The sequence below is a fragment of the Ulvibacterium marinum genome, from assembly GCF_003626755.1.
Lineage (GTDB): Bacteria > Bacteroidota > Bacteroidia > Flavobacteriales > Flavobacteriaceae > Ulvibacterium > Ulvibacterium marinum.
In genome coordinates this window covers 645014-664721 of sequence record NZ_RBCJ01000001.1, presented here as the reverse complement: position 1 = coordinate 664721, position 19708 = coordinate 645014, and the positions used below count along the sequence as shown (strand labels likewise).

The 19708-nt window shown below is 44.5% G+C and carries 4 protein-coding genes; all 4 read right to left on the bottom strand.

From position 1 onward, the window contains the following. Positions 1-7: 7 nt before the first annotated feature. Positions 8-14503 (bottom strand): T9SS type B sorting domain-containing protein, encoded by a 14496-nt coding sequence (locus tag D7Z94_RS02890; protein WP_120709995.1) that lies wholly within the window; start codon positions 14501-14503, stop codon positions 8-10. Between the two features lie 44 nt (positions 14504-14547). Continuing rightward, positions 14548-15033, bottom strand: a complete 486-nt coding sequence (locus D7Z94_RS02885) for a hypothetical protein (protein WP_147415818.1) — start codon at positions 15031-15033, stop codon at positions 14548-14550. A gap of 114 nt (positions 15034-15147) precedes the next feature. Beyond that, on the bottom strand, positions 15148-17259 hold the full coding sequence (locus D7Z94_RS02880; protein WP_120709993.1) for a PorP/SprF family type IX secretion system membrane protein: 2112 nt from the start codon (positions 17257-17259) through the stop codon (positions 15148-15150). Between the two features lie 6 nt (positions 17260-17265). Further along, complete coding sequence (locus D7Z94_RS02875) at positions 17266-19521, bottom strand: T9SS type B sorting domain-containing protein (protein WP_120709992.1); 2256 nt, start codon at positions 19519-19521, stop codon at positions 17266-17268. Positions 19522-19708: the final 187 nt, after the last annotated feature.

Genomic DNA, 19708 nt, shown 5'->3' with positions numbered 1-19708 from the left:
GTTAAGATTATCGATATAGGGTAAAATGTCCAATAAACTCCCTGTCATCATTCTCCCCACGGAGTTTTAAAACATACCAGTAATCACCAGTCGGGAGCTCGCTTTGCTGATAAATTCCATCCCATGGGTCATCATTGAGGCCCATTCTGTAAACCTCTCTACCATAACGATCAAATATGATGGTTAGTATCTGAGGGAAGGCCTCTTGGTTCCTTGGGGTCCAGAAATCATTAAGACCGTCGCCATCCGGGGTAAAGAAGTTAGGTATTTCAATATCTATGAATTCCATAAAGATATCTGCAGCTACCTCACAACCATTTTCGTCTACAACGGTAACAGTATACGTATCCGTCCTATTTATATAGAAGGTATTGTCCGTTCCATTATCCACATCACCAAAATAGAAAGTGTAATTTTCAAGCCCTCCATTGGCAATCGCTGTGATTTCATTGATATTGTTTTGCTCCAGGATCAACGTTAAAGGCTCAAAACCTTCAATTTCAAAATCTATGGTACGTATACAACCATTCGCATGGGCTATGGCAATGTAATGGCTACCAGGAGCAATGTCCCTAAAATCAGGGTTCAATTGGATGTCAAGCGGATCTGTAGAATCTAAAGCATATAATATATCACCCAGTACGGAAGAGTCTTCCAAGGTAATATTCACGTAATTGTTAGGCGTGTCTCCCGTACATTCATAAACGGGTTCCACAGTGGCGTTGAGGTTGGCCCCAGCATCAACAGTTATGGAGACGTTGGCCTCACAACCATTGGCATCCTGTACAAAGATGATATAACCTCCGGCGGCCAGTCCCGTAATCGAAGTTTGATCCAAGGTAAAGTTGGTCTCACTACTTAATCTTGAACTATAAGGGGCTGTACCACCTTGAATAGTCAAATCTATGATTCCGTTCATATCGCCTTCACAAACTTCAGGGATGGCCATGGCCGTAACTTCCAATAAAGTAGGTTCGGATATTGTGTATTCCAATTGTTCAAAACAGCCATTTTGGTCTTGGGCGATTACGGTATAAGTGCCCGGTGCCAAATCGGTAAAGGTGTTTTCGGTATCAAATTGATTCAGATTAGGTGAAATAGCATATTGATATCCTCCCGCACCACCGGAAAGCGTTACCGTAATAGCACCATCGTCTTCTCCAAAACAGCTTACGTCCACCACATTTTCAGTATATGTAAGAGGTGTGGGTTCGGTTATATTCACCTGTTGTGGTTCCGCTGTACAATCGCTACTGGTTACATTTACCCAATAGCTGCCTACACCCAATCCGGTAAATTCACCATCGGGTCTAGGCCCATCAATGCGATCGGCAAGGTTTAGTGCCGTTCCATTATAATCACTATAAAGTTCATAGCTATAGTTGCCCAACCCGCCATCTGCATCTGCATAAATACTGGCGGTACTTTCTCCGTTACAGTTTATGTATGCTGCACTTTGGTCTAGCATCAATGTCAAAGGAATTATGGGATCTTCCTCTATTTCATTAGAAGCTACGGAAACACATCCATTTATAGCATCCCGCACATAGTACTGATATGTTCCGGCACCGAATACACCGCTTTGGGGTAGATTTATGCTGTTTCCTCCCATGGGAATAAAGGTGGTGTTATCCGTACTGTATTCATACGTACCACTACCGCCGGTTGCCGAAAGTTCAAATTCTACACCTGTAGCACAGGTTAAAGGATCGGTTCGGATTAAAAATGCCTCTACCTCCGTGGGGTTAGTAATTTCGACAATGGACGTTTCATCGCTACAGCTTACATCATCGGTTACCGTAATACTATAGAATCCTGCAGAAAGTCCGCCAAAAGTATCCGAAGCTTGGGCGGAAGAAGTCTGTAGAAGGTTGCTTCCAGCCAAATCGTCATATCGATTTAAACGATATTCATATACTGGGGTTACATTCCTCAAATTCACTGAAGCTGTTACGCTTGCCGTATTTGCATTATAACAGGTCAATGGCGTGCTGGCTATGGTGGCGTTAATGTCATCTGGCTGTATCAGGGTAATGGTATCGGTATACAAACAGCTCATGGTATCCGTAATCGATACGTTAAAAGTACCTGCTGATAACCCATCAAAAATAAAGGCCTCTACTCCAGATTGCATAAATGTTTGGGATGGAGAAGTTATGGTAATAGTATAAGGGCCTACACCACCTTCTGGGTCGACCAAGATACTTCCCTGGTCATTGGAACAGGATACGCTAGCCTCTTCTGTTACGGTTGCCGTAATCGGGGCATCTGGCGCGGTTATGGTGATCCTATTGGAATCTTCCACACAGAATGGGGCATCCGTTTCCGTGATACTTACATAATAGATGCCTCCTGGAAGATTGGGGATAATCAAAGGAGTAGCGGTATTGGTGCTGAATACGCCAGTTATCGCATTATCATTTTGGTCAAATACTTGATAATCATAATTACCGGTGTAGTTATTAATGGCAACAGCAAAGCTTCCATCATCCACCCCATTGTTCAAACATTCCTCATCGGTCAATTTGGTAGCAATGACCTCAATGATGTCCGGATCTTCAATGGTATGTACGGTTTCCAACACACATCCCGTATCCAAATTGGTTATGGAAACACTATAATTACCAACACCAAGACCTGTAAAGGTTTCAGGGTTGTTGGTAGAAGTGATGGTATGGTTGTAGACCACATTAATTCCGGTTACGGTATATTCAAAATTTGGAGTGGCCGTCACGGGATTCACTGTGACACCAACTTCAATCTGGGCATCATCCCCCGGATTACAAGTCACGTCAAGTGCGGTGTTGACTACAGGGTTACTTATACCTTCGAACGGCAGAATAGTAGCTGTAGTGCTTCCTACACAGCCATTCTCATCATAGACATTGATGTCGTAGTTTCCTCCCGCCAAGTCAGTCTCGGTATAGGTGGTATTAGTACCATCTTGAACAACACTTCCATCCCGTACAAACTCAAAGCGCACAAAATTGGTGGAACCGCCTGAAGCACCGGCAAATGTTAAGGTAGCATGGTCAGTATTATTTCCTGTGGAACAACCATAGGGCACGGGGACAATAGGATTTACCAAAATGGCATCCGGTTCGGTAATCGATTGATTTATAGTGGCTGGACAATCATTGGCGGCTGTGGTCGTGATGGTATAGTCATTGCCCGCGCTAATTCCGGGTAAGCCCGTAAAAATTGCAGTAAAGTTGGTATTTGTAGTTGGATTTATAGGGGTTCCCAATGGAGTTCCGTTCAATGCGGTTATTTGAAAAACATAGGGTCCCACACCATTATCAATAACACTTACTGAGATGGTTCCGTCATCCGCACCGTTACACGTAACATCTGTAAAGGCATCGATGGTAGGAATAGGTAAAACAGGATCTTCCAATCGTTGTGTTATTGTAGTGCTACAGGCATGACCTACAGTTTGATCGGTAATGGTAAATGTATAATCGCCGGTTTGATTCAATCCCGTGAAAACACCCGTTGTATTGTTGTCTGTAGTGAATCCGTCAGGATAGGTAACATCGTAGTCAAAATTACCCGAACCACCTGTCTGCGTAATTGTTATTTCACCTTCGGGAGATACGGAACAATCCCTGGTCTTTACAATGGTTGCCTGTGGAACGATAGGCGCAAATAAAACCACAGGTGTTGTTGTAAAGGTACACGTCCATTGATCGGTAACCTGTACCTGATAACTTCCGGCATCCAAACCGGAAAATACCCGGGTATTCTGTATGGCACCTGTAGGCGTTCCGTTTTTAATTAGTTGGTAGGTATAGTTGCTTCCTTGACCGTTTGCCACACTAACTACTTCAATTTCGCCTTGGAAGTCCGTGCAATTAGGCTGATTGATTTGCAAGGATGCGCTAATCGGTGTCGGATCGGCCAGTACAATGTTATTCTGTACCCTCTGAGGACAACCATTTGTATCGAGTACCCAGGCCTCATATGTGCCCGGAGCAAGATTTTCGAATCGTCGGGTAGCACCGTAATCACCAGCACCTGATGGAGCTGAGGTTCCCACATAGTAGCTATAACCGCCCCATCCGCCAAGTACATCGATAATTTCGATAACTCCATCGTTGCCTACACAGGTAATTGGGTTTACATCCGTGTTTGCCGTAATTATTGCACTTGGTCCGGCGATGGTAAAGAGCTCATTGCCAACACAGGCAGGATCTGCCGTTTGGGTGACTTCCACGCGGTATTCCCCGGCCCCAATGTTAAACGGAGTGGTGGGGCCTACATTGAGCGAGGTTCCATTTGCACCCATAATGATAGTGTCATCCGCTAATGTGGCCGTACCTTGGGAATCATAAAGTTGCCAATCAAACCCTCCTGAATACGGGTTCACGGAATCAGTAATCGTAAAGCTTACGGAACCGTCATCCCCAGAACAAACGACATCTACAGTAGTTGGAACAATTTCAAAATTATTGGGGTTTTCTATTTCAAAAGTGGTCTGTACAAAGCAGCCTGTATCCGTATTGGTAATAGTAGCTTCGTAATTCCCGATACCCAATGCCGTAAATACATTCGAGGGCTGATTAAGAACACTATAAGCGTTATCCGTTCCGACGACCGAATACGCCATGTTCGGGGTAGCTGCCAATGGATTTAGTGTAATGCCCAAAGTTACTTCGGCATCATTGCCAGGATTACAGGTGATATCTTGGGTAATACTAACGGTCGGATCGGAAATTTCAACGAAAGGCACAATCGCTGCAGTTGTACTTCCCACACAACCATTATCGTCATAAACATTAATGATATAGGAACCTCCAGCGGTGTCGGTTTCTATATAGGTGGTATTCGTTCCGTCCTGTACAACAATGTCATCGCCCGTACCTACCGTACCTTGGTCATTGATAAACTCATACCTTACATAGGTGGTGGATCCACCATTTACGGCATCAATCCTTATGCTGGCATTGTTCGGATTGTTGCCGGTGCCACAAACGAACTCTACCACAGGGTCTAGCGTAATATTAATCGGAGCGGGCTCAGCTATGATGATTCCGGTAATATCGAAGGTACAGTTATTGGTTCCGGTTCCAGTTACTGTGTACGTACCATCGGGCAGATTTTCAAAAGTTTGAGTGGCCGCATTAAAGGTTCCCGCAACCGGCGAAATGGTATATGTCAATGGATTGATACCATTAGGGGTCTCTGTAAGTGTTATAGTTCCATCGGAAGAACCATTACAGGAAACATCGGTATGCGTCTCCGTAAAAACGGGTATCACCGCAGGTTCAACGGTTATTGGGAACACTCTGCTACACTCCGGACCAGAAGTATTGTTATCATAAATCGTGATTATATAATCTTCGGGCACCGTAGTATTGAACACATATGGATTGCTCGGCAAGATAGCCCTGGATACAACAGTTCCTCCGCTATCTGTGATTTGGTAATCATAACTTCCGGATCCGGAAGTAACATCAATCGTAATTTGTGCGTCTGGCGTACCCGTGCAATCCAAAAGCTTGGTGAGGTCAACATCGGCCTCCAATACTGGATGTACGTCAATAGTATCTGTATCGGTACAACCATCACTATCTATAATGGCCACATTGTAGGTTCCAGGGGTTACATTAGTGAAAACACCACCGTTACTTACATAAGTCGTGCCTCCGTCTATGGAATAGAGGTATGGAGCCGTTCCACCACTTGCATTTATTGTGACCGAAAACGGAATAGTACAATTCGAAGTAGCTATGCTAGTTATACTTGGATTTTGTGATATGGTCATTGAAACTGTACCCAAGGCATTTGAACAACCGTATTGGTCGGCCACACTTACATCCACATTAAATGGAGTGGCCGTTGCATCCACCAAATTGGAGATAGGTACTTCCACGGGATTATCCGATGTTACGATATCCGATACAAAATTGGTACTTGTCAACGTATAGGTATAGGCACCACCACCTCCGAATACGGACTGGATTTCTACCAAACCGGGATTCGCACAAGTAATATGGGTCAGTACATTTGGGGTTCCTGTTATGGGATCTAATTCTTCTACAAGTACATTCTCGCTACCAATGACACAATTGTTGGGAGCGGGACCTGTAATTTCTACAAAATATTCACCAGGAGCCAAATTTGCCGTACTGGGTGCTGTAAATGAATCCCCAGTAGTAAAGGTGGGTTCGCTACCTGTAGCAACAGAAGTATGTGCCGGGGTTCCTACCCGGAACAATTCCCAATTAAAGCTGCCGCCAAGTTCTCCGGGATTGTTTTCTGTTACCGTAAAAGTTATTTGACCATTGGTCTGTCCATCACAAGTTGGCGTTACAGATGCATCTATTTGAACCGGAGGTGGTGCCTCGTTGTTTACATTTACACTACTTTGGCGGACACATGCTGGCGGGCCAGATGAATCACGCACATAGAATACATATGTCCTTCCGGGTACGAGCCCTGTCCAAGTATACCTTCCGTGTCCTGCGGGTACCGGATTGTTAGAAGTATCCAGTGTTCCACCAGGCTGCCATGTTGCTGTAGTTGGGTCAAAATTTGCCGGATCTTCGGAATAGGCGTATTCGTATCCTGGCAAACCGGCGGTACCTTGCACAGCTACTTCCAAAGTATTACAGTCTATGACTATAGGTATCACATTGATGTCCAGATCGTCCAATGGATATGGAATAACGAATGGAGGTAAATCCGTTTGGCATACAGTGTTTAAAGAACCATCAATAGTTCGCATAGATGGATATACCGTATCTCCGGGATTAAAACCTGTAATCTGATCGGATGTGCCGGGGACGCTATTGTCCGCTGGCCATGATGTTCCTCCATCGGCACTAAACTCAATAGTTCCCAAAGTGGTTGGGTAACTGCTAAATTCAATTCCAAAGTCATTGATATTTCCTGTACAATTGCCGGGAACAATACCTTGAACAGTCGCCGTCAGTTCATCAGGATTATTTATTGAGATTGGGGTATCGGTCACCAGACATCCATTGGCATCGGTCACATTGATTGTATAGTCTCCTGGAGCCAGATTGAAATAGGTCTGGTTTGTTGTAACTACGTTCGTATTGGTTTGATTGGAAGCGCCACCGTTGTCCAAATCGATGATTTCGATAGTATAAGGTCCCTCTCCGGAAGTTATGGAAACTGCTATTGAACCGTTTCCGTCATGACATTCTGGATCAGTTGGTGTTGCGGTAAAGGTTAGTGGAACAGCGGGATCAACGGTTACCGTTTCCATAAATTCACAATGTGGATTTGCGGCGTTGTTGTCCCAAACATAGACATCATACATACCATCGTTTCCTGTGGTAACCGTGTAGGAATTACCTGGTCCGAAATCGCCAGAGGTAACAGGAGTTCCATTAGACACAAAGGCATAAGCCAAATTACCATCACCTCCTGAGGCGTTTACCGTAATGCTTCCATTCGAACAGGAGCTAATGTCCACAACGTCAACCGTTGCGTTTATTACGGGATTTATGGTCAGATTTTGCGGAGTGCCGATACATCCGTAAGCATCCCTGACATTTATAGTATATGAACCGTTGGTTAAATTTTGAAATAGGTGTGTTGTGGCATTTACCGAAGGAGGTGCAATCCATGGTCCCCCATTGATGCTTAACTCATAATTGCCATTTCCAGCTGTAATATCTACCTGAATCGTGGCATTGTTATCCCCCAAATAACAAGGTGTTGGTGTAAGATTGAATGTCACTGGGGTAGTACCAACCACGGTTAGGGCTGTATTAATTGCATCTTCGCAATTGTTGGTATCCCTTGCCCGGACAATATAATTACCTGCGGCAAGACCCGAAAAGACGGTATTGGCCCCGTTTGTTGCAAAATCAAAGCTGCCGATTACCAATCCACCGTTGTCTTCCAACTGATATACATAGGTTGGCGTCCCGCCCGAGGCACCGGCGGTAATGGTAGCTCCGCCATTGGCACAGGTAAGGGGCTCCGTAATGCTTGCGGAAGCAACTATCGGTGCCGGTTCCGTCAAGGTCTGGTTCAAGTTGACCGTACAGCCTGCAATTGGGTTGTCCACATCTCGGACAACAATGGTATAAACCTGAGCGGTAAGTCCTGTAATTTGTTCATCTGCCGTGAAAGGGCCGACAAATGCTCCCCCGTTCAAGCTGTACTCGTATCCGCTGGCACCAAAATTATTCGCCGATAACGTAATCGTACCGGAACCGTCAAGATTACAACCCAGGTTATCAAATGCTATGATGGAAGCCTCAAAGGCGTTTCCGTCCGCAACGATCACAGCGGTATCGACCGAACAATTACTCCCGTAATCAACAGTAATGATATGGCTACCTACCGCTATATTGTTAAACACATTACTTCCTGCACCTGTTTGTCCCGGCAAAACACCATCAAGAATATAGGTGAACGAAGCATCGAACGGGGTAACGGTTATATTTCCGCTACCATCGCAATTATAGGTTACCGAAGTGCTCAGGACAGGCTCTGTGGGCAATGGATCAATAGTGACATCTGGAAGGGTAATTTCACAGGAGATAGCATTAGAATCCCGAACTCGTATACTGTACGTCCCATCGGTCAAATCGGTAAAAGTATGGCCTCCGGTTGTAGATGGGGTCCATGTCCCTCCATTAATACTGTATTGATAATCTCCGGAACCGCCGGAGGTGGCTGTAACGCTTCCCACGGTAATCTGACCCAATTGGGCACAGGTATAGACCTGTGTTATAGCTGCTTCCCCAGCAAGCTGCGCTGGTTCCGTTACCACTGTATTGTTTACGGGTGTTTCACATCCATTAGCGTCGCGAACACGTACAGGATAGGTGCCGGCGGCCAAATTTGGGAAACTATTTCCAGTTACATAATTGGTGCCGCCATCAATGCTATAGGTAAAAGGAGCACTCCCACCTGAATTGACTGCAATCGAAATAGCACCATCTGTTCCACCAAAACAGCTTACGGCCGTTGGGGTGGCAGTAATGTTTATGGCTGGATCTTGTACAATGGTCAAGGGATGCATGGCCAAACAATATCCTGGATTACCACTGTTGTCCCTAACGTATATGTCATAGGCACCAGCTGCTGTGACGGTAACTGTATTTGCCGGACCAAAATCACCATCAGTGACGACTGTTCCATTGGTAACCACGGCATAGACGTAATTGGTATCCCCGCCACTGGCGGAAACGGTGATATCGGTATCCGTACCGCAGGCCGTGATGTTTGGGGCCGATGCGGTAACTGTTAATTGTGGGTCTATGGTAATACTTTGTTGCACCCCTGCACAACCAAAACCATCTCGCACATCAATGGTGTAACTGCCATTGGCCAGATTCTGGAAGGTATAGGAAGCCGCTGTCGTGGGCGAAGGGGTTAACCAAGGCCCACTGTTGATACTAAACTGATAATCGCCATTTCCATCGGTAACATCTACTTGAATAGTGGCATCATTGCTTCCGGAATAACAGGCTGTTGGGGTAAGGTTAAACACTACATTGTTAGTGGCCGCAACGGTTAGTGCGGTATCAATGGCATCCTCACAGTTGTTGGTATCCCTCGCACGAACTATATAATCTCCTGCAGAAAGACCGGAAAAAACGGTATTGGTACCATTTGTGGCAAAATCAAAGGCCCCGATTACTGAACCACCGGTATCCTCCAATTGGTATATATAGGTAGGTGTTCCCCCGGATGCATTGGCTGTAATAGTAGCTCCGCCATTTGTACAGGTTAAAACTGTAGTAATACTTGCACTGGCAGCTATTGAATTGGGTTCTGTAATCGTCTCCTCCACGAAGGTGGTACAGGTAGGTTCATCCGCCTTTCTAATATCAATTCGATGTGTTCCAACTCCAAATATTGCGGATGTGGTTACGGGAGAGGAAGTAGAATTGATCCAATTTGTTCCTCCATCCACAGAATAATCGAATCCGGCCGTACCATCAAAATTTTCAACCTCAAAGGTTATAGTTCCATCGGACAGGCCATTACAACTTGCATTGACGGAAGCTGTAACGCTGGCGGCAAAAATATTTCCGGCCACAACAGTTACCGGGGTTTCTACAAATTGTGAACAGACTTCGGGCACTTGGAAAATCTCGATATCGTCCAATGCAAAATCGTTCCCTCCATTCCCTGAAATTTCAGAGCGGATTACGAATTCCAAGGAAGTATTAGCTCCGGGGTTCAAGTCAACTGTACGAAATCTCCAGTCCGTATTGCCCGTGTTTTTGGAAATCGTTCCTGTTCTTATAGATTGTACAATATTACCTGTTCCCACTTCTCGTATTTCAATAGTAAGATCGGGATCTAGTCCGGAGGTTCCCTGTCTCAAAAGATTCATGATGTACAGCGAAACGGTCAAGTCCCGATTTGGTACAATGTCATTGATCTGCTTTGAGTAGATAATCTGGGTCGGCGTTGGCGTGCCCACGTTCATAACCAAATACCGTCCTTGGCTGGCCCTGGTTCCGGTAGTATGGTCTATTGGACTTACCCAAGTCCCAAAGGGAGCGACAACATCACTGGTTACCGAATATTCAAAATCATTGATATTGCTATTGGCATCCCCAGGTGGATTATTGGTTTGATCCTCATAGTTGTAGCCATTTGTGTTGGGGCTTGGAATTGTTGCCCCTGCCCCAAAATCTTCACTTAATAGCAGACTAGGTGTTGGTGGGGTCTGAGAGGTATAAATAGTTCTTACGGTATATGTCCCAGGGCCTATATTCGGAAAAACATTACTTGTAGACGGGGTGTTGGGAACACCGTCCAATTCATAAATATAATCGTAGGTAGCAATATCCGGTGTGGCGGTAATGTTTCCGGTACCATTACAGTTATAGTCCACCGCAGGGGTCAAGGTAACCACTGGAGGCATTGGTTCGTTCTCAACAGTAACTGCCATGGGGAAGGTACAATTATTGGCGTCCCTTACAAGTACGGTATAACTTCCGGGAGGTAAAACAGCAATACTAGTGGCTCCGTAATTGGCACCACCGTCAAAACTAAATTCGTAAGGAGATGTGCCTCCGGTAACATTGGTTATACGTACCTCAGCGCCATTAGGGTCACAAGTGGCATCTCGGGAAACTCCTGCCGAGGCGGATAATGGAAAAGGTTCGTTGATGGTATGTGTAAAGGTTATTTCACAGCCTGAATCATCCTGGACAACTACATCGTAGTTTCCTACGGGGAGATTCACAAATGAGGCTGTGGTCGTAAAATTGGTTCCTCCATCGATACTGTATTGATATGGCGTTATCCCGTTGACGGCTACAATATTGATTTCACCATCACCGCCCCCTCCACAGGAAACATCCACAGGGGTGGGTACGGAAGCGGTCATTGTCCCTAGGTCGTTTATGGTGACCGGATTGGATATGGCTGAGCAGTTATTGGCATCAATGATTATAAATTCATAGGAGCCATCTTCATTGGGAATATACTCATCGGTGCCATCACCATCATCATCACGCCATCCGAAGTAAAAAGTAGCGCCAACCTGATAGGCATCCGCAGGAATGGAGGCTATATCCGGATACCGATCCACGCCGTCCTTGCTCCAAATGGCATATAGGAAGTCTGGATTTCCCTGTCCTCCGGTACGGGTCAATTCTATGGTTCCAGCTGTACACCCAATATCTGCGGTTGTCAGGGCCGAAAGTGTCGGGTCTGGAATTCTACCAACAGTGACGTTTTGAGTGTCGAAACAACCATCATCAGTTGAAGTTTCTATAATATAATCTCCTGGATTTACAGTAAAGGTATGTGTATTATCGGGCTGTGCAGTCTCGTCGTCGATAAGAGTTCCGTCCGACCTTCTAAGCACATAGCTATAATTTGGAAGGACATTAAGCACATCTATTTTTATGGTGCCCAGGTCGTTGCAATTTGCGGGTGTGGTCTCGATCTCCACAGTGAAATTACGGTCTAGGATTCCTATCGGTGGCGTACTGAAAATACAGGCCCCGGGAATCGGATCCCCTGCAATGTCCAATTGCACGACCTCTATTCTATAAGATCCGTTTTGGCCTGAAGAAAAATCAAAACTTCCGGTAGTGTTTGTGCCGAAAGGAACCAGGATTGTACTATTGGCATGATCTACCAATTGGTATCCGTAGTTGTTCCCCAAATTTGTAATAGTAATATTTCCGTCGGTGGCACAAACAATGTCGCTACTGTTGTATTGAATGTCTAGATTATTCTGGAATACATCAAAATAGAACCGGCTAAAACAACCATTTTGATAGTTGATAACCAATCTATATTTTCCTTCGGCGTTTGCGGTAAAGTTGTTACCTGTGGCCACTTGGGTCCAGTTACAAGTCAAGTTTTTATTGGCGCAATCATCTGGAGCGGCGGCGCAACTTCCTTCATCCAATTGTTCCCAAACCAAACTTTGGGCATCGGTTATGTTGATTTGTATGGATTGTGAATCATTGGAACCGCAGAGGAATATTTTGGGCAAAAAATCCCCGTCAATACTACATTGTACAATTTCTCCCTGTACATCATTGGTCGGGTCCGCATCATTATTGAGAGCATTAAAGTAATCTACTATGGGATTGGTCTGAGTGGTCCCAAAACGTTCTACGGTAATAATTTCTTTAAATCCCTTACAAGGGTCGGCAACCTGTTTGTCCACAATATAGGTGCCGATATCATCCACCAACAACGTACTAGGATCATTATCGGGGTCGCCATCGTTCATAACAGTATCGGTGGGGTCCAGCTGGCCATTTCCATTATCATCCCTAACCCAGATGTAGGCATCAAATCCGTCCCCAGCATCCAAAAGGACGTCAGCTCCACAAAGTTCCACGGTACGGTTAAAATTACAATCCGAAAGGTCATCCAACAAAAAGTTGGTGGCTCCTGGGGTTACAAAACCACAGTTATCAAAATCGGAAACACTGGGGTCGTCAGAAATAACAGCACTGTTAATATCCCCGCGATAGGTGGAATATCCAAGATTTTCAATAAGGTCCGTACAGGCATCCACAAAGTCGAAACAATTTTCTGCCACGGTTACACGTAAGCGAATTGTATACACAGGATCCCCAATTTCCACAAGATTATCCGGAATATTAAAGGTTACAGCGTTAGTTGCAACGTCATGGGAGTGTGTAACCCCCGGAGCCCCACTTAAATCAGCGCTTACAAAGGTGGTATTTACAGGGAGAACGTCCCGTATGGTATACCCAGTGGCATCATCGTTCCCTAGGTTTCTAAAGGAAAGCACATAATCCAAGGTTTGCCCTAGATTAACGCCCATGCCTGTGATGTCGTTCCCTCCTATATCTTCTACCCTTTTTTCCAGAACGATGTTGGGTTCAATAATCTCCACGGAAAAGGAGGCCAAAAATGCACCATAGCCATCTCCTGTAGATGTAAATCGCAAAGTAGCACCCGACTCATCGTTGGGAAGAACAGATTCATTGGGATTGTTCAGATTAAAGAGATCTAGGTCCGTTCCCAATGTATTTGTGCCGTAGGGCGTTCTAGTGGGAACCTCAAGTCCATTGGTGGTAATGGTTGAATTAAAAAAATTGTTTGCAGGATTGAGTCCGGTGGATAAATTTGTAAAAGCGCCGACAGAATTGGCCCGAATAAAAAATCTATCATTCCGTATACCCCTATCTCCTTCAAGACTTCCTACTCCAACACGGGCCCTTACAGGGAAGGGAGCGGGTAAGGTTCTAAAGCCATTTACGGCTACATCTACATTCCCTACAGATCCAGAAAGACCTGCATAACCATCAAAGGTGGAAATAAACTTACCGGATTCATTAGGGTTTTCGTAAATAATGACCATGACCCAACCAGCTGAACTGGATCCGTTTCTTCTTCCCTTTGTGGCACGCACGTTGGCTACGGTGTATTCACCATTGGGATTGGTGTTGGAGCGTACCAGGTCGGTTACGTTCTTGTAACAGATATAGGGCGAATCCTTAAAAGAATTGTTGATGTTGGTGTAGTCGTAGCCATCAAAGATAATATCGTCTTCCTGCCCTACCGGGTCGGCGGCGGTATCGGCAGTGAGGTCAACATAGGTGCCTCCGGGGATTTGAAATTTTATATTGAACCAATCTTCAATTCTAGGGGTTCCATTGAAGGGCTGGCTACTATCACTTCGTTCATTGGGATAGGTGGCGGCCCAATACAAACCTGCATACCTTACTTGGGAACATGAGGGGTCGGTGATATTCAATTCCGCACTACTGGAACTAAAGGTTGTGGGGTCACTATCAATATCAATATACTCCATCCAAAGGGAGTTGTTATTCGCTGTGCCATTATACGGAGTGTTGGCCTGGCCAGGATTGGTTTCCGTTGCCCGGTTAAGGATATTATTTCCCACAAAAATGATATCGCCGCGTATTTCAATGTTTCCACCATTTAATCTGGGAGTAAAAGGTACTGCCTCCTGGGCGTTCGCGTAAAAGAAAGCACCTAAAAAGAAGTAATAAAATGGTAGAAGTTTTTTCTTTATAAAAAACTTTTGATTCATTAGGTTGTTAAGTTTGGGTAACGCTCATAATCCACATTTTGTCATCATACGAATCGTTCAGTTTGGAATAAATAAGAAATTAGGGCGCTGTTCCAAGTCTTGAGTCCTTTTAGGCATATGTGCCTCCAGCTATTTTCAGGGTTGATGGAATAGCTGGCACTCAGTCCATAGGAATTTGGGGGCTCAACAAACCGATTGGTGTTTTTCGGATTGGCGAGTACATTGGCTATACGGTAATAGCCAGCGCCTATACCCTTGGTATTAAGGGTTTTGGGGGAAGTTTCGTTAGTGGTGAGGTTAACCCTGACCACTATATTCTTTTGAAGGATATCTGTCCCATATCGGGATGATGGCTCCTTGATTTTGTTTGTGTTTTCTGTGTGGGCTTTATTATACTCCATCCAAAGGGAGTTATTGTTTGCCGGACCATTATAAGGGGTGTTGACCTGGCTGGAATAGGTATCCACTTTTTGGTTGAGGATATTGCTCCCCAAAAAAATGATAGCCTGGCTTAGTAGGGTATTTCCCAAGTTTAACCTAAGGGCAAAGGGTACAGCCTCCTGGGCTTTCGTGCAAAGGAAAGCGCAAAAAAGGAGACAATAAAAAGGTAAGAGTTTTTTATAAAGAAAAAACTTTTGGTTCATTTAGGTTATTAAGTTTGGGGTTACACGCATAATCCACATTTTGTCATCATACGAATCATTCAGTTTGGAATAATAAGAGATTAAGGCGTTGTTCCAGGACTCGTGTCGTTTTAGGTATACATACCTCCAGTTGTTTTCGGGGTTGATGAAATAACTGGCACTCAATCCATAGGAATTTAAAAGCTTAACAAACCGATTGGCATTTTTCGGATTGGAAAACACATTGGCTATTAGGTAATAGCCAGCGCCTATACCCTTGGCATTAAGGGTTTTGGGGGAAGTTTCGTTAGCGGCCAAGTTATCCTTGACCACCACATTCTTTTGAAGGACATCTGTCCCATATTGGGATGATTTCTCCTTTATTTTGTTTACATTTTCTACGTAGGCTTCGTTAGAGTAGCGGTTGTCTACGTTCATTATCCACATTGCTTGATCGTATTCTCCGTTCAAATTGCTATTATAGGCAGAGACAGCTTCGTCCCATGTAGCATAACGTTTTAGAAATACGTATTTAAGTCCGTTATTTGGATTGTCTATATAGTCCGGTTCAAGACCTTGTTCAGAGAGCTTATCCATGAATTTCTCCATATAGGCAGTACCCTTGTAAACATTGGCAACTACATAGTACCCGTCCGAAACGCCATCCAGATTATTGAATTTTCGGCTTTTTACACTTTCCTTGCCCGTCACTGGGGAATTGGGTTTGGTTTGTGTTTTCCTAGACCCAACTACTTGGGCCTTATCTTGTTTGGTTGTGGTTGCCAAAACATCTTTTTTGGACGGGTTGTTTGGTGTGAGTGCAAGAGCACTGGTCGGTTGGGATTTTTGGTTATTTGTGCTATTCGGTATATTTTGGGTGGCCTCAGTATTGCCCGCGACACTAGTAGGTCTATCACGCCCTGTCAGAAATAGTTCTTCAGCTCGTTTTTCCAAGTCCGGACGCTCTCCCCTGGTCTCATTGCGTACCATGCGCATGACCATTTCAAAACGACGCTCCAAGTCTTTTTGTCGGCCCGCCTCCAAGGAGTCCTGACGGAACATTAATTCCTCAATGATGGCATCATTTTCGGCAAGCTTTCGCTTTAATTCATCAATTTCATCATTGGTAGCTACGTCTTCTATTTGAGGCTCTTCATTGTCTACGAGCTCATTTCCATCCTCCTCCAACATAACACGGTCTTCCGTTAGATTTGGGGTGATGGAGTAAGCGAAGGAGATCTCATGGGTAACTCCCAAATTATCAAAATCCGTGGAAAGTCCTTTTTCCATGGTATACCCTAGGGAAAGCCTACGGTTTAAATTAAAACCAATTCCTGCCGAGGCTCCATAAAAACTGTCGTAACCTCCTTGCAACCAACCGATTCTTGGCAAATCTAGGATTAGGCTACCTCCAAAAGTGAGGTCTTCCCCATCTACCAATCGAGTACGCGCCAAAGGCATAAGTCTTCCGTTCTCAAAGACCCCATCCCCATTTTCAAACTCATGGGTATATTGCAGGTGCCCTGAGAAGGTTTTTTCATTAAATTCCGTAATGGAAGAATTGGTCTTAAGATTGTAGTCAAAAAGGTTTTCCGCAAAGGCACCAAAATCAAATTGTCCATAGGAAATGTTGAATCCGGGTTGAAACGATAGCAGGCTTTCATCTTGGAAACCATTGAGAAATGGATCGTCTTCAACTGTGGATGTTCGGTTCCGATTTAAGCCACTACTGTAATAGGCCACGTTTGCCCCAAAGGTAAAGTTGCTTTTATCGCTCAATTTTATCCCATAGGCATAGTTGGCCAAGACCCCGATATTATCTATGGGGCCTACCCTTTGAGAATACAAACTTAGCCCTAAACCTGTACGATCGCTGATTCTACCGCTATAGCTCAAAAAGTAGTTTTGCAGGTTATCATCAAATTGTACCGATTGGTTTCTGTGTAATAGATTAATGTATGATTTATCCTCCCTAACCGTTGAGAAAGTAGGGTTAATCAAAAAGCGATTAAAGCGCAAGAGGTTTTGTGAAGGTACCTCGTACGTTAATATGGGATTCTCCTCCTGCGCACTGATTTTTGTTAACGTCAGTACGGCTATTAGAAATGAAACAAGTAATCTATTAATTCTCATTTTTGGTTAACGGATAACAGTTATGGTACCCTGTTTAAGGGTTTCGTTTGCGTTTTTTATGATATAGTAAAAAACCATGTTTTGTTTTGGAAAACTCATAGAGGATGATGGCCAATCATTTTGGTAACCAATCTCGTTTATGAGTTCTATCCCTTTATCATTGTATATGATAACACTTACGTCAGATTGATTTGAATAGGAATTGGGTAATATCCACTGATCATTAAATCCATCTGCGTTAGGGGTTATTACATTAGGTACTTTGAAAGTATCCAAGTAGGTTACATTGATTTCTCTAGTTACTTCACAATTGTCAATATTGGCTATAAGCATATAGTTCCCTTCAGTAGTAAATGTTGCTGAAGCGCTGTTGCTTATTTCTACATTATTGGCATCGTACCAGCGATATGCGGTACCACCACTTGCCGTAACCGTTCTCGAGGTTCCTTCAGGGAAAATAACGTCACCGGAAGGATCCAGGGCAATTAGGTCGGGATCCAAGGGCGAAATTGTGATTTCATTGGAGGTCAACGGACAACCGTTACGGTCGAGTACCAAACGGTATGTGCCTGGTTGATCAATATCCAATGAAGTATTTGAGGTATTGACCGTACCGCCGTCCCTTTGCCATTCAAAGTTTTCTTCGGCAAGGTTGGTTGTGGTATTCAGGGTAATTTGCTCAGAGCCACTGCAAAAAACGGTGTTTGTTGCACTTATTTCCAAGGTTTCCGAAGATAGCAGCTGCACCGGGAGCGCTTCGGTGAAGATTGTATTATCTTCCAAAGCCCCTTCCAAAGTATAACTTCCATTTTCAGAAGGGTCGGTAAGGCTGATGGTTCTAGAGGTTTGTCCGGAGAGTAACGCACCACCCCTACGCCAACGATAGATAAATTGGGATGCCAATTGTGAGGTGACATCTAGGGTACTACTGTCGGCCAGAACCGCATTAATGCTACTTACTTCCAACACAACACTGGTGTTTTCACAGGCGGTATAAGCATCGGCATAGTCGATCGTCGCTTCAAAGGAAACAGGAGAGACTAAGGTGGTAGAGGTACTGCTTATGGTCGTGGAGGTGCATGCACCACCCGTTTGGGTGACTTCGACAAAGTAGGTTCCGGTCTCATCGGCATCAAAAGAGCTGTTTGTGGCACCACCTACAGGATTGCTGTCCCTAAACCATTGAAAGGTAGGAGTGTTGGCATCTGTGGTTACACTCAATGTTTGAGTCTGGCCAGGTAGAATGACCATATTGGCAGGGTTATCCCTTGTAACGGTAAATGCCCCTACATTGGTCATCGCAATAGGGGAAGATAATTCCGTACAAATTCCCGGTCCTGAAACTTCAATTTGGTAATCTCCTTCGAATCCAGGAACCGAAGCATCTACGGTATAAGATGTAGATGTCGCCCCTGATAGTGCTGCACTATCCTTATACCATTGATAGGAGTAGGTTCCATCGGTAATGGTAGAAGTCAGGGTTTCGGTTTCCCCACTACACAAGGCCGTTTTTGATGGCGGATTTATGGCGATACCAGTACTTGTACCGGTGTTTATGTCAATAATATTGGATTCGGTACTCGCCGCACCTGAGCATTCTGGCCCATAATCGATTAAAGCGAAATATATTCCCGTGGTAGAAGTAGTTAAAGAAGCGCCTCTTTCACCAATGATGGGTGAGCCGCTACGATACCAAATATACTGGTAGGTATCACGAACGGCCAATGGAATGTTGTCCACGGTGAATGTCACAGAATCTCCATTACATACCTGTAGGGTGCCTGGGGTTGTACCATCGCCGTTAGGACTAATATGAAGATTTGTAGTAAAGTCCATATAGTACATGTTATAGGGATCGGATGGTGGACTGGTACTTTCCGGATTGGTACTCCTTACCCGTATTCTGTATCCTTGGCCTCGGGTATCCGTTGGAATTGAGAATTCAAATCCAGGATTTTGAACCGCAGCCTCATCTGCGCTACGGGCCAATTCTACTGGACTGTTGAAATCTCCACTGGCATCGGAAAGTTCCAAGATAAATTCATTACCTGCATTGGGATTTCCGGCCCAACTAACATTCGCGAAAAATTGGTTAAAACCGGCATTCGCACATATGATGTAACCTTTGGAGTCACCGGGTAAGTTTGGATTGTCGGCAGGTTCTGGAGCATTGATCGCAATTTGTGCCGAAACTTGCGAAACGCATAGCAAAAGAAATAGAGCCAATTGGCTTGACGGATGGGACAAAAATTTGGGTTTCATAAGTAGTTGTCGTTTTAAGGGACTTCGGAGCTTATCGTCTTATGTGATGCTCGATAAATTCACGGTATCCATGGTTATTAAAACAATGGTCTTGGCAATGCCCCGTATTTCTGACAATTCCATAGTATTCAACAACAAATATGTTATATAATTGAGTCGTGGGGAATTTAATGTTGTAGGGTGGATT